This is a genomic window from Sulfurospirillum arcachonense DSM 9755, from assembly GCF_000597725.1.
Taxonomy (GTDB): Bacteria; Campylobacterota; Campylobacteria; order Campylobacterales; family Sulfurospirillaceae; genus Sulfurospirillum_A; species Sulfurospirillum_A arcachonense.
On sequence record NZ_JFBL01000005.1, the window covers coordinates 108,180 to 122,253 of the forward strand.

The following is a 14,074-nucleotide window of genomic DNA, read 5'->3' on the forward strand; positions in this document are numbered from 1 at the left end:
TTTTAAAGAAATATATGTTTATTATATTAAATATAAAAATTAAATAAATTTTATAAGTAATAAATTAATATTATTTTTAATTATTTTTGAAGTGCGAGTTGAAGTGCTTTGTTTACATGTAAAGAAGTTGTATCAAAGATTTTAAAATTTATGTCACTTTTTTTGATTAGTAGACCGATTTCGGTACATCCTAATATTACAGAGTCTATTTTGTTGTCATCAGAATATAATTTTTCAATAATATTGATGTATTTTTCTTTAGATTCTTGTAAAATTTTACCCATAACTAATTCTTCAAATATAATTCTGTCTATCTCTTTCATATCTTCTTGATTAGGAGTGATTACTTTAATATTGTTATGTTCAATAATCTCTTTGTAAAAATTTTCAGCCATGGTAAATCTAGTTCCTAAAAGGATTGTTTTTTTACAATTTTCTTCATTTAATTTTTCAGATGCTGCTTTAGCAATATGTATGATGGGTATGTTTACATGTAAAGATATTTGATCTACTATTTTATGCATGGTATTTGTACAAATCAAGATAAAATCTGCACCACCAAGTTCGAGTGCTTTGGCATGTTTATTTAAAATTTTGCCTGCTTCATCCCATCTGTTTTGACTTTGAAGTTCTTCAATCTGCGCAAAATCAACAGAGTGCATAATGATTTTAGCGCTGTGAACTCCACCAAGAGCATCTCGTACGCCTTCATTTAAAAGTTTGTAGTAACTTAGCGTTGACTCCCAACTCATGCCACCTAGTAATCCTATGGTTTTCATGTTATCAATTTACCTGGGCTCATGCCAAATATTTTGTTAAAAACTCTTGTAAAATGTGATTGATCACTAAATCCACATGAAAAAGCAATATCGGTAAGGGTTCTTTTGTCACGTAACATATTTTTTGCATTTTGTATACGAATTTGCAATAGATAGGCATGAGGAGTCATGTTGTACTGCTCTTTAAATTTTCTCAAAAAGTGGTATTTACTCAGTCCTGTGAGTTTTGCTAACTCTTCCAAAGTTAAATTTTCATTGTAGTGGTTTTGCATATACTCTATTGACTCAGCTAATCTTTTTTTAGAGTAACTTATTTGATTGTTTTTAATTTCATTGTTTGAGTATGATGAAATAAGATTTACAATAAGTTCTTCAAGAATATTTTCAGCCATTAGATTATCTTGCCACTCTTTTTTAGCACTATTTAAATCAATAAAAAGTTTCGTAAGTTTTTTGTTATGAATAACAGGATTGGTGAAAGAGATATTGTGTAACTCTTTTTGGCAAGATTGGCTAAATGTTTCTACAAAGTTTGCATCAGGAGTAAATGTAATATAACCCCAAGTTTTACTCTTGCAAACATGTATGTCACCAGGATTAATGAGCCTAATATCTCCTGAAGAAGCATGAAATTCAGTTTTGTTACATGTAAAGTTGTGATTACCTGATGTGATAAGGGCAATAGAGTATTCGTCGTGAAAATGTGGAGCAAATGTTTTATTTTCAAATGATGCTTCTAATAAGCTTGGCATAGCAATATCCACATCTACTCCTTTTTCAATATTATAGCAAAAAGATAAATAATAAAATAGAAAAAAATTGCTAATTTATTGTTATAATAGCTCTTCCTGAACTTTGTCCAGTAAGCATTTTATCAATGAGAGAAGGGAGTTCTTCTAAACTGTGTTCATGCATTATATCACTTAAGTCTATTTTCCATTCATTTGCTAATAATTGCCAAAGTTGATTTCTTTTTTCTTGTTGGAGTTCAGCAGAATTTATTCCTAAAAGATTTATACCTCTAAGAATGAAAGGAAAAACAGTCGTGTTAAGTTGAGCCGAGCTTACAAGTCCACATATAGCTACACTTCCCTCCGGTTTGATTTGTTTGAGTAAGTTTTCTAGTAACTCCCCTCCTACAACATCTATTGCCCCATCAAATTTTGGTTTTAATAAAGGTTTTTTCTCATGTGTTTCAAAATCTTCTTTTAAAAGGATATTTTTTGCTCCAATAGAAGTTAAAAACTCTTGTTTATCAGCTTTGCTACTTAAAGCAGTAACTTCAAAACCAAGAGATGACAATAGTTTTACACTAAAACTACCAACTGCTCCAGTTGCACCACTTACTAATATTTTATTGCCTTTTATTTGTCCATTTGCTAAAAGTTTATAAGTACCAATCGCAGCAGTCAAACCAGCTGTTCCTATAGCAACAGCTTCTTTTAAACTAAGAGTTTTTGGAAGAGGAATGACCCACTCTTTTGGTACAGATATATACTGACTAAAAGCACCATTGGTATTCATCCCTAAATCAAAACTAGTGACTATGACTTCATCACCTACTTTAAACTCTTTAGTATTACTACGCTCAACTATTCCAGCTCCATCAATTCCAGGAGTGTGGGGATACTCTCTTGTAATTCCTTTATTTCCAATAGCACTGAGAGCATCTTTAAAATTTAAAGCACTATATTTTACTCGAATAAGAATATCGTTTTTATCTAGTTTTACAAGATCTAGTTCTTGTATCTCTTTAGTAAATCGGCCATCTTTTTCTTCTACATGTAAAGCTTTATATTTCATTTAAATGTCCTTTTTTTATTATTCTATCAGAAAATATTTAATAAGATGTATTATGCATAGAGAGTGACTAATAATTATTACTTTTGTATAGTTTAGAAGCAAAATGACTTTTTATATATCATTAGAAGAGCTATTAGATTAATATTAATTTATTGCTAACCAGATAGCTGTTATTAAGAGTAGTGAACCAAAAATTATACCTTGCTTTTTTTGCATATTTTTTTGTGATACAAAAAGAGCTAGACTTTTTCCTCCTATTATCCAAATTATATTGCTTGTCATAGTTAAGACTGCTAGAAGTATGCTTAATAGTATTATTTGAGAATAACCATCTGTTGGTTGGTAAAATTGTGAAAACATTATAGTAGGTATTATTAAGTATTTAACATTTAAAAACTCTACAACCAAACCATCCGTAAACGTTAAAGGTTTTATATCGTCTTTTGAAGATATAGAGAGGTTATAAAATTTAAAAGCTAAGTATAATAAAAAAGCAACACCAATATAATGAATAATTTCTATAGTATGGGGATAATTTTTAAGAATAAAATCAAGTCCAAATCCAATTGATAATGTCTGTAGTATACAAACACTATTTGTACTTAACCAAAAAGGTAGGGAGTTTTTAATTCCAAAAGAACTACCAGATGCAGCAAATAAAATATTTGCTGGACCTGGGCTTATTGTAATAGGAAGCAAAGTTATGACACAAGATAAAATCGTTTCCATATTCATTATTTATTTTTCCTATGTTAGGTGCTTACTGACAACTATCACACTCTATACTTCTATCTGCGACATCAATTTTGTTTTCTGGTGATTGACTTCTTAGATAATATGTTGATTTAATTCCTAATTTCCAACCAAGCATATAGATATCATTTAGAACTTTACCACTTGCTTTATCTAAAGTCATAAATATATTAAGGCTTTGACCTTGATCTATCCATTTTTGTCTAATTGCTCCAGCTTTTATTAGTAATCTTTGATCTAAATCATACGCAGGAGTATAAAAACTCCAAGTATCAGGGCTTAGATTTGGTACTACAACAGGTATCATGCCAGAAAGATTTTCTTCAAACCATTTTCTTTTATAAACTGGCTCAATAGCTTGAGTTGTTCCTACTAAAATAGAGATTGAACTTGTAGGTGCAATTGCCATAAGATAACCATTTCTCATACCATTTTTCTTTACATATTCACGTAATTCTTCCCAATTGTAAGTGTAGCCAAAAAGTCCACCACGGTCTACGAGTTTTTTTGCTTCCTCATTAGCTGTATCTATTGGAAAAATTCCTTTACTCCATTTAGACCCATCAAATTCAGGATATTGTCCTTTTTCTATAGCGAGTTTAGATGATGCATGAATAGCGTTGTAACTTATAGCCTCCATAATTTCATCTATTTTACTAAAGTGTTCATAGCTACCCCATTCTAGCTTGTTTTCTGCTAGCATTTGAGCTTCTCCCATAACACCTAGTCCAATGGAGCGTGATTTGAGGTTCGTGTGTTTTACTTTAGCATGTGGGTAAAAGTTTAAATCAATAACATTATCGAGCATTCTTATTGCTATTGGTACTACTCTTTCAATATCTTCTTGAGTATTGATTTTAGAAAGGTTTACACTTGCTAAATTACAAACAGCCGTTTTACCTTCACTCATATCTTTTTCAACAATGAAGATTTTTTTACCATTAATAGTATCAAGAGCAGTAACTTTTTTAGATTCTTTTGTAATGCCATTGTCTGTTTTTACTAATGTATCTTCTTCTAAGATATCTTCAGTCCCATCTTCATAAATAATTTTTGTTCTATAATGATTTGGCGCTGTGTTTTGAAATATTTCTGTACAAAGGTTTGAGCTTCTAATAGTTCCTGTATGATCATTAGGATTAGTTCTATTGGCACTGTCTTTAAAGCAAAGGAATGGATTTCCTGTTTCAAAAAGTTCTGTAAGCATTTTTTTCCATAACTCTTTTGCGTGAATTCTTTCTTTAGCAATACTCGGATCATTCTCATACTCTTTGTATCTTTTTTCAAAGGCTTCACCATGAAGTGAAGATAAATCACTTACTTCATAAGGATCAAAAAGTGTCCATATTTCATCTTTGCTAGCTCTTTCCATAAAGAGGTCATTCAGCCACATTGCAGGAAAAAGGTCATGAGTTCTACGTCTCTCTTCTCCAGAGTTCTTTTTTAAATCTAAAAAGTCTTGGATATCCATATGCCATGGTTCAATATAAACAGCAATCGCACCTTTTCTTGTTCCGAGTTGATCAACTGCAATGGCTATATCATTCGTTATTTTTAAAAACGGAATAATTCCTCCCGCTGCATTTTTATGTCCATCGATACTTCCACCCATAGAACGAACTAGATTCCAATCCCAACCAATTCCACCACCAAATTTACTTAGAAGTGACATCTCTTTGTATGAGTCAAAAATACCTTCTATATTATCAGGGGTACTTCCGATATAACAAGAACTGAGTTGATGTCTATGTGTTCTTGCATTTGAAAGAGTAGGAGTTGCAAGCATCACTTCAAATTTAGAGATTAAATCATAAAACTTTTTAGCCCAATCCTGAGAGTTTAACTCGTTTTGGGCCAAGAACATTGCTATAGCCATAAACATGTGCTGTGGAAGCTCTATGGGGTTCCCTTTTCTATCTTTAATAAGATATCTATCATAAAGAGTTTTAACACCTAGATAGTTAAACTGTAAATCACGTTCAGGTTTGATATACGCATCTAAATCTTCTAAGTCATACTTCTCTTTAAGACCAAGAACTAAACGTCCTTCTTTTTCACCTTTTTCAAAGTATTCACTAAGTTTTCCATAACCACTAAATTGATTTACTCTATGATATAAATCATACATAAAAAGACGGGCTGCTACAAATGTCCAGTTTGGTCTATCTATATCTATTTTATCAACAGCCGTTTTTATAAGAGTTGTTTGAATCTCTTTAGTGGTTATCATATCACGAAACTGAATCTTCGCATCTACTTCCAATTCACTCTGACTTACATTAGCTAAGCCTTCGACAGCTCTGCTTGTATGTTTTTGTATTTTAGAAATATCTAGTGTTTCAGTTCTACCATTACGTTTTTGTACAGTTATCATTCAGTTTTTCCTAGTTTGGTTATATAAATACTCTTGCAAAAATGTTATCTACATTTTTTGTATAATAGTCATAATTAAAGCATTCTCTTATTTTATCTTCGCTTAGTTTTTCTCTTAACTCTGAATCATTAAGCAAATGATTCAGATAGAGACTTTCACCTTTTTCATTGATCGTTGGTTTTCCTTGTTGAATCTCTTCCCATACTTTCATCGCATTTCTTTGTACAATTCTATAAGCATCTTCTCTACTTACTCCTTGAAGAGGAAGTTCTAAAAGAACTCTTTGAGAAAATACTAATCCACCTGTTAGGTTTAGATTTTTCATCATATTTTCTGGCATTACTGTAAGGTTTGCTATAACATTGTTCATTCTATGTAACATAAAGTTTGTTGTGATAAATGCATCTGGTAACCAAAATCTTTCAGTTGAGCTGTGGCTTATATCTCTTTCATGCCAAAGTGCAACATTTTCCATTGCAGGCATTGCATAAGCTCTTACCATTCTTGCAAGTCCCGTTATGTTTTCTGTTAAGATAGGATTTCTTTTATGAGGCATAGCGGAACTTCCTTTTTGCCCTTTAGCAAAAAACTCTTCACACTCATAAACTTCTGTACGTTGAAGGTGTCTTACTTGAACTGCAAACTTTTCTATACTAGAAGCAAGAAGAGCAAGAGTAGTTGCAAGTCTAGCGTATCTATCTCTTTGGATAACTTGATTTGAAGCTGGTGCCGGTTTTAGCCCTAACTCTTCCATTGCATACTCTTCAAGTTCAAGTGGTGCATGAGCAAAGTTACCCATAGCTCCACTTATCTGTCCTACACAAATAACATCCATAGTCTCTTCTAAGTTTTTAAGATGTCTAGCCATCTCATCATACCAAACAGCTAAAGTTAAACCAAAAGTTATAGGCTCACCATGGATACCATGACTTCTTCCGACCATAAGTGTAAGTTTATGTTCTATCGCTCTTTTTTTGATAGATTCCATTAGCATTTTAGTATCAGCTATAATTATCTCTAAAGAGTGTTTCATTTGAAGTGCTACACCAGTATCAACTGCATCTGAACTTGTCATACCATAATGAAACCATCTTGATTCTTCACCAAGTGTTTCTGATACACTAGTATTAAATGCAATCAAGTCATGTTTTGTTACTGCTTCAATCTCTTCGATTCTCGCAACTGAAAAACCAGCATTTTCTACAATCTTTTTACAATCTTCATCAGGAATTAGTCCGATTCTATTCCAAGCTTTCACAGCAGCTTTTTCTACATCTAGCCATGCTTGATATCTTGCTTCTTGTGTCCAATGTTGAGTCATCTCTTCTCTTGCGTAACGCTCTACCATTATGTAACTACCTTATTATTGATTTATGCTAAAATATGAAGTATTTAAGTATATTTATTTTATCTAATTGATGGTTATAAAAAGGTTAATTTTGGCGTATGTCACGAAAAAGTTTTTTCAAAAAGAACTAAAAAAAACATTTAAAGTTTTAATGGATGAGTTAGGTATTAGTATTCATGAAGCACAGCGAACTGTGGATAGAAAAAGAGTATTAGTTAATGGTAATGTGTTAGAAGAAAAAAGTGGAGAGATACAAGGAGAGATTGAAGTTGTAGTTTTTCAACCAAATCCTTTAGGATTACAACCAGTTTTTGAAACAGAAGATTTTGCTGTTTTTGATAAACCAAGCGGCATACTTATTCATCCTAGAAAAAGAGAAGAGATACAAACTCTTAATGATGATATAAAATATCTTTTTGGTAAAGATGCAAATGCTGCACATAGAATCGACAAAGGAACAAGTGGTTTAGTCCTTGTGAGTAAAGATAAAAAAAGTGAAGCAGAACTCAAACAACTTTTTGAAGATAAAGAAGTATATAAAGAGTATATTGCTTTAGTAAATGGTGAAGTCAAAGAGAGTCTTGAAATCAAAGAGAAACTACTTACTGATTTACCTGAATCTAAAATCAGGATTAAAGTGCATGTCCATGAGAGTGGGAAAGACTCTTTTACAAAAATAGAACCAATAGAGTATGATAAAAAAAACAATGTTACTTTAGTAAAAGCAATTCCTCAAACGGGAAGACAACATCAAATAAGAGCACATTTGTTTCACGTGGAACATTTTATTATTGGTGATACTTTGTATGGTTTAGATGAAGAGTTAGCTGGGGACTATTTAGATGGAAAAATAGATGAAGAAGTACTTAATCTTACTAAGTCAAAAAGGTTATTACTTCATGCTAATAGAATAGCATTTGAATATAAAGATATAAAGTATGATATAGTTTCAAAAGTTGATATAAAAAAGGAGTTTTATGATAACTGTAAATTTTAATTCTAAAAAAATAACACCAAGTAAAATAGTTTGTATAGGACGAAACTATGTTGAACATATAAAAGAGTTAGACAATGAGATACCCTCTTCTATGGTGATTTTTATGAAACCAAACTCATCGATAAGTTTTGAACTCTCTACATGTAAAGAAGAACCAATCCATTATGAAGGTGAAATATCTTTTTTAATGGAATCAAATAAAATAGCAGGAGTTGGTTTTGGGTTAGACTTAACTAAAAGAGGGATACAGAGTAAACTCAAAGAAAAAGGTCTTCCTTGGGAAAGAGCAAAAGCATTTGATGGTGCTACTGTTTTTAGTGATTTTGTTAAGTTTGATGATGATGTAAACTCTTTACATGTAAAGCTTTTTATCAATGATAAACTTATTCAAGATGGCTCAGTTACACATATGCTTTATAAACCAAAGGAGATGATACAAGAGATAATAAGTTTTTCTACTTTAGAAGATGGAGATATAGTTATGAGTGGAACTCCCAAAGGAGTTGGCATTGTCAATAGTGGCGATAAGTTTCTAGGTCAGATTTTCTTTGAAAATACATTACTTGTAGAAAAAAAGTGGATTGCAAAATAGTCTTTACATGTAAAGACTATTTATCCTTGTCCATAAAAAGAACTTTATACATTCCTCCAATTCCAACTATAACAACAATAGCCAAGAATATAACTTGGCTCCAATCAAGAATTGTCATTTTGTAATTCCTTATCTGTTTTTTCTTTTAATTGTCCACAAGCAGCACTTATATCTAATCCTTTGGACTGTCTAATCGTACAAAGAACACCATGGTCTACAAGGTATTGTTGAAAAGCAACGACACTATTACGTGAAGGTCTTTGAAACTCACTTCCAATGTGTGGATTAAAATAGATCAAATTTACTTTTGATTTTATTCCATGTAAAAGTTTGACTAATTTTTTAGCACTTTTGATATCATCATTTACATTTTGCATCACAAGATATTCAAACATAACTCTTTTTCTTGTATCGATTGGAAAAGCTTTTACTGCATTAATAATAGATTCTATATTATAAGCTTTGTTAATTGGCATAAGTTTTTGACGCAGTTCATCATCAACAGCATGTAAAGAAATGGCTAAAAGAATGCCTAAGTCCATTTTTCCTAACTTTGCTATTTGATTACTGAGGCCACTTGTAGAAATAGTTTGACGTCTAGGTGATATACATAAACCATCAAGATCAGCAAATATTTTGACTGCTTTTGCAACATTATCAAGATTATCAAGTGGTTCACCCATCCCCATATAAACAATATTAACTCTACGCTCTTGTGCAATGTTGTTGTCTTTTTTGATTTCTAGTACTTGTGCTGTAATTTCACCAGGCGTAAGATTCCTTTTAAACCCCTCTTTTGCTGTTAGACAAAAACTACAACCTATTTTACATCCCACTTGTGAAGAAATACAAATAGTATATTTTGTATGATGAACTAGTTTCCCCTTTTCATCAATTTCTTCTTTTTTCATTGGTAGAAGTACTGCTTCAACTGTGTAACCATCATGTAAAGCAAAAAGATATTTTTTACTTTCATCACTACTAACTTCAACTTTTACAAATTTTAGAGGATTTAAAATATAGTTTTTTTCTAGATTTTCTCTCATGTCTTTGGGTAGATTTTTCATCTCTTCAAAAGAGTTTATGTACTTATGATATATCCATTGATAAATCTGTTTTGCTCTAAAAGAGGGTTTTATTTTTTTTGCTAATTCCTCTTTTGAAAAATCTAAAATATTAACTTTTTCCATTATATTCTTTCATGTATTTTGTTAGTAACTCTTTTGCTTTTGAGTGGTTTTTTATAAAATCTTTATGTGCATTTTCATCACAGTAGTTAGTAACTATAAATATACCAGCTACTGGTATATCGTACTCTTTTGCAACATTTAATAATGCAAAAAACTCCATATTTTCTAACTCAAGTCCTAGTTTTAGAAACTTTTTAGAGCTAACATTATCGGTTGTAATGTAGTTACTTGAGTTAACTATATTTAATGTTTCACGTGGAACATTTTGATTTTCTTCTGATGAAATTACATTTTTTAAAGGAGTATAACACTTATTGTCTAAAAAACCAAGTTCTATATTTGCAGCAGTTTTAGAGTGTATAATATCAAATATTTTGTGCTTACCATAGCTTCCAGCACTACCAATAAAAAGTAAAAAATCAGGTTTATCAAAGAGTGCAAGTCTTGTTAAGTTCATAGTACTTTCTATAAGCCCTACTCCAATAGGATGAGCAAAATCAAAAACTTCATTTCTACCCGCACAAACTATCATTATAACCTCACAGGAATATTTTCACTTTTGAGATAACGTTTTAAATCCATAATATCTATCTCTTTAAAGTGAAAAATTGAAGCAGCAAGGGCAGCGTCAGCATCGTTTTGAAATGCTTCTTTGATATGTTCCATGGTTCCAGCTCCACCACTTGCAATAACAGGGATATCTAGCATGCGACTCATTTTAGAAGTAAGTTCTATGTCATAACCATTTTTTACACCATCACAATCCATGGATGTTAAAAGTATTTCACCTGCACCTCTTGTCTGAACCTCTTTGGCCCATTGGAGTGCATCAAGTCCAGTATCTATACGTCCACCATTTACATAAACATTCCAGCTGTCACCTGTTTTTTTAGCATCAATTGCTACAACAATACACTGTGAACCAAAACGTTGTGAGGATTCATTGATAAAATCAGGATTTTTTATAGCGTAAGAGTTAATACTTATTTTGTCACAGCCTACATTTAAAAGTTTGTAAATATCTTCTAAAGTTTTTATTCCTCCACCAACAGTTAAGGGTATAAAAACTTCTTTTGCAACTTCTCTTACCATATCAACCATAGTATCTCTATCTTCATGAGTTGCAGTGATATCCAAGAAAGTAATTTCATCTGCACCCTCTTCGTTATAGCGTTTTGCTACTTCTACAGGGTTTCCAGCATCTTTTAGTCCAACAAAGTTTACACCCTTAACAACACGTCCATCTTTAACATCCAAACAAGGAATAATACGTTTAGCAAAATAGTCCATTAAAGTCTCTTTTATAGTTTTCTAGATTATACAAAATAGCCCCAAAATATATGCTGAAAATACGCTATAATCAATATATAAGTATTCTTTAGCTATAATCGGGCTAAATTTAGAGAGGTAGTCATGATAGCAGCAAAAAAAAAATTTGGACAAAATTTTTTAAAAGACACTTCTATATTAAGTAAAATCATCCAATCGATGCCCAAAAATAAGAGAAAACTTATAGAAATTGGACCTGGTTTAGGTGATTTGACGCAAAGACTACTAGAGGTTAAACCTTTAGTAGCATATGAGGTAGATAGCGAACTGTGTATCTATCTAAAAGATAAATTTTCTAAAGAAGAAGATGAGGGTAGATTTGCTCTAGTAGAAGGTGACGTACTAGAGAGATTTAAAGAAGGTAGTTTATCGGATGAACCTTATGATATGGTAGCAAATTTACCATATTATATTGCCACAACTATTATACTTGAAGCCCTAAGGGACCCACTGTGCAAGAGTTTGGTTGTTATGATTCAAAAAGAGGTAGCTGAAAAGTTTGCAGCACCTCATAAGACAAAAGAATTTACATCATTGGCTATTTTAGCCCAGAGTATTGGGAAATCCAAAATACTTTTTGATGTACTTCCTGAATCATTTGAGCCTCGCCCTAAAGTAACCTCATCGATTTTAATGATTGAAAAAGAACAAGAGTTCATAAAAGGCGATTTTCCAGGAATTTTTGAGAAAAATGAAGATTTGAAAATGTTTGAAAAGTATTTAAGATTCTCATTTACAGCTCCTAGAAAAACGTGGTTAAAAAATATTTCAGCATGGGTTGAAAAAAAATATGCAAACCAACTTTTAGAAAAATATGAATATCCAGTTACAATTCGACCTCATGAAATAAGCGTCTCGTCTCATCATCTACTATTCAAAGAATTAACAGAAGGTAAAAAAGATGGAAGAGAACAAGAAACAGAACGAAACAGGTAATCAAGCAAACAAACAAGAAACTGGTAAACCAGAAGTAGCAAAAAAGCCTCAACAAAGAAGAAAAAAACCAGCTCCACATGCAAATAAGGTTAATGAAAATCCAAATGCAAATAAACCAGCAAATAAACCAAATCCAAATGCAAAAAAACCAAATACTGGAAAAAATAACAGAAAATTTCAAAGTGCTAAAAATAAGCCAAGTACTCTAGAAGGTACTGAAAAGTGGCAAAATGATATGCGTCGTACAATCGAAGCAAATCAAAAAATGCACAAAGATAGACTACAAAGATTTAATCAATTAGATTTAGGAACAGATGCAAAAATTCGCATAACTCCACTTGGTGGTTTAGGTGAAATTGGTGGAAATATCTGTGTATTTGAAACTGATACAAGTGCTATTATCCTTGACGTTGGTATGAGCTTTCCTAGTGAAGACATGCATGGTGTAGATATTTTAGTTCCTGATTTTTCTTATTTAAGAACAATCAAAAGTAAAATTAAAGGGATTATTATTTCACATGCTCATGAAGATCATATTGGGGCATTACCATATCTTTTTAAAGAGATGCAATTCCCTATATATGCTACGCCTCTTCCTTTAGGAATGATAGCAAACAAATTTGATGAGCATGGATTAAAAGCACAAAAGAAACTATTCCGTCCAGTTGAAAAACGTAAAGTTATAAAAATTGGTGATTTTAAAGTAGAGTGGTTACATATTACTCACTCTATTATTGATGCTTCATCCCTAGCAATTACAACAGATGCTGGAACTATCATCCATACTGGTGATTTTAAGATAGATCATACTCCAATAGATGGATACGTAACTGATTTAAACCGTTTTGCATACTATGGTGAAAAAGGTGTATTAGCACTTTTAAGTGATAGTACCAACTCTTATAAAGAGGGGATTACTAGAAGTGAAAGTACAGTAGGTAAAACATTTGATGCTATTTTTTCTAAAGCAAGAGGTAGAGTTATTATGTCTACTTTCTCATCAAATATTCATAGAGTCTATCAAGCAATTGAGCATGGTGTAAAATATGGTAGAAAAGTTTGTGTAATAGGACGTTCAATGGAGAGAAACCTTTTTACAGCACTTGACTTAGGTTATATAGACTTTGATAAAAGTATATTCATTGATCCACATGAAGTAAATAAGTATAGTGATAAAGATGTATTAATAGTGACAACAGGAAGTCAAGGTGAAACGATGAGTGCACTTTATAGAATGGCAACCGATGAGCATAGACATATCAAAATAAAAACAAGTGACCAAATTATAATTTCAGCAAAAGCAATTCCTGGAAACGAATCAAGTGTTTCTAAAGTATTAAACTTTTTACTAAAAAGTGGAGCAAATGTAGCGTATCAAGATTTTAGTGAGATTCATGTTAGTGGACATGCTGCGCAAGAGGAACAAAAATTAATCCTTAGACTTACTAAACCTAAGTTTTTCTTACCTGTTCATGGTGAATATAACCATATCGTTAAACATAAAGAAACAGCAATTAGTTGTGGAATCCCAGCGAGAAATATCTTACTTATGAGCGATGGTGATCAGGTGGAGCTTTGTCCTAAGTATGTAAAAAAAGTAAAAAGTGTAAAAGTTGGTAAAGTTTATATAGATAACCAAATTAATCAACAAATATCAAGTGATGTTGTTATAGATAGACAGAAAATGGCTGATGCTGGTCTAGTTATGATAGTAGCACAGATTGATAAAAGTGAACAAAAGCTCATAGGAAAGCCAAAAGTTGTTAGTTATGGTTTAGTACCAGATTCTAAAGATCATGTGTTTAGTAAAGAGATGGAAGGCATTATTGATCAATTTATTATTAATGCAAAAAAAGAGTTACTTCAAAATACTAGAGCACTCGAAAATGAATTGAGACAAGTAGTAAGAAAACATATCTTTAGAAAGATGAAAAAATATCCAACTATCGTTCCTACGATATTTGCGATGTAGG

13 protein-coding genes are annotated in these 14,074 nt (G+C 31.7%); 4 read left to right on the forward strand and 9 right to left on the reverse strand.

All coding sequences use genetic code 11. The annotated features are described in order from the left end of the window. Positions 1 to 80: 80 nt before the first annotated feature. The 6 genes from K354_RS0105600 to purB all read right to left on the reverse strand — a co-directional run bounded on the left by K354_RS0105600 (position 81) and on the right by purB (position 7,057). Complete coding sequence (locus tag K354_RS0105600; RefSeq protein WP_024954522.1) at positions 81 to 779, reverse strand: aspartate/glutamate racemase family protein; 699 nt, start codon at positions 777 to 779, stop codon at positions 81 to 83. Further along, entirely contained in the window at positions 776 to 1,543 is a 768-nt protein-coding gene (locus tag K354_RS0105605; RefSeq protein WP_024954523.1) for an AraC family transcriptional regulator, read from the reverse strand. The genes K354_RS0105600 and K354_RS0105605 overlap by 4 nt, the downstream gene beginning before the upstream one ends. Positions 1,544 to 1,601: 58 nt before the next feature. Beyond that, complete coding sequence (locus tag K354_RS0105610; protein ID WP_024954524.1) at positions 1,602 to 2,582, reverse strand: YhdH/YhfP family quinone oxidoreductase; 981 nt, start codon at positions 2,580 to 2,582, stop codon at positions 1,602 to 1,604. A 144-nt stretch (positions 2,583 to 2,726) separates the two neighbouring features. Further along, positions 2,727 to 3,317, reverse strand: a complete 591-nt coding sequence (locus K354_RS0105615) for a LysE family translocator (protein ID WP_024954525.1) — start codon at positions 3,315 to 3,317, stop codon at positions 2,727 to 2,729. A 25-nt stretch (positions 3,318 to 3,342) separates the two neighbouring features. Next, positions 3,343 to 5,709 carry a ribonucleoside-diphosphate reductase subunit alpha gene (locus tag K354_RS0105620; protein WP_037940317.1) on the reverse strand — a complete coding sequence of 789 codons (2,367 nt, stop codon included), beginning with the start codon at positions 5,707 to 5,709 and terminating at the stop codon, positions 3,343 to 3,345. Between the two features lie 19 nt (positions 5,710 to 5,728). Next, the gene (gene purB, locus K354_RS0105625; RefSeq protein ID WP_024954527.1) at positions 5,729 to 7,057 is read right to left on the reverse strand and encodes an adenylosuccinate lyase; all 1,329 of its coding nucleotides are present in this window, start codon (positions 7,055 to 7,057) and stop codon (positions 5,729 to 5,731) included. A gap of 91 nt (positions 7,058 to 7,148) precedes the next feature. On the opposite strand from purB, the gene K354_RS0105630 reads away from it, so the two are divergent. Further along, on the forward strand, positions 7,149 to 8,054 hold the full coding sequence (locus K354_RS0105630; protein ID WP_024954528.1) for an RluA family pseudouridine synthase: 906 nt from the start codon (positions 7,149 to 7,151) through the stop codon (positions 8,052 to 8,054). After that, a complete protein-coding gene (locus tag K354_RS0105635) occupies positions 8,035 to 8,646 on the forward strand; it encodes a fumarylacetoacetate hydrolase family protein (protein ID WP_024954529.1) in 612 nt (203 codons plus the stop codon). Before K354_RS0105630 ends, K354_RS0105635 begins: the two co-directional genes overlap by 20 nt. 104 nt (positions 8,647 to 8,750) lie before the next feature. Here K354_RS0105635 and rlmN read toward each other — a convergent pair whose 3' ends face one another. Genes rlmN through hisF form a run of 3 tightly spaced genes read right to left on the reverse strand, consistent with a single transcriptional unit; the run spans position 8,751 to position 11,126 of the window. Then, complete coding sequence (gene rlmN, locus K354_RS0105645) at positions 8,751 to 9,836, reverse strand: dual-specificity RNA methyltransferase RlmN (RefSeq protein ID WP_024954530.1); 1,086 nt, start codon at positions 9,834 to 9,836, stop codon at positions 8,751 to 8,753. Then, entirely contained in the window at positions 9,823 to 10,368 is a 546-nt protein-coding gene (locus K354_RS0105650) for a phosphorylase family protein (RefSeq protein WP_024954531.1), read from the reverse strand. Before K354_RS0105650 ends, rlmN begins: the two co-directional genes overlap by 14 nt. Then, positions 10,368 to 11,126: an imidazole glycerol phosphate synthase subunit HisF gene (gene hisF, locus K354_RS0105655; RefSeq protein WP_024954532.1), complete on the reverse strand. Its 759-nt coding sequence runs from the start codon at positions 11,124 to 11,126 to the stop codon at positions 10,368 to 10,370. The genes K354_RS0105650 and hisF overlap by 1 nt, the downstream gene beginning before the upstream one ends. Positions 11,127 to 11,249: 123 nt before the next feature. Between hisF and rsmA the strand changes: the two genes are divergently transcribed. Further along, positions 11,250 to 12,101, forward strand: a complete 852-nt coding sequence (gene rsmA, locus K354_RS0105660) for a 16S rRNA (adenine(1518)-N(6)/adenine(1519)-N(6))-dimethyltransferase RsmA (RefSeq protein WP_024954533.1) — start codon at positions 11,250 to 11,252, stop codon at positions 12,099 to 12,101. Continuing rightward, positions 12,067 to 14,073 (forward strand): ribonuclease J, encoded by a 2,007-nt coding sequence (locus tag K354_RS0105665; protein WP_024954534.1) that lies wholly within the window; start codon positions 12,067 to 12,069, stop codon positions 14,071 to 14,073. Before rsmA ends, K354_RS0105665 begins: the two co-directional genes overlap by 35 nt. The last annotated feature ends 1 nt before the right edge of the window (position 14,074 follow it).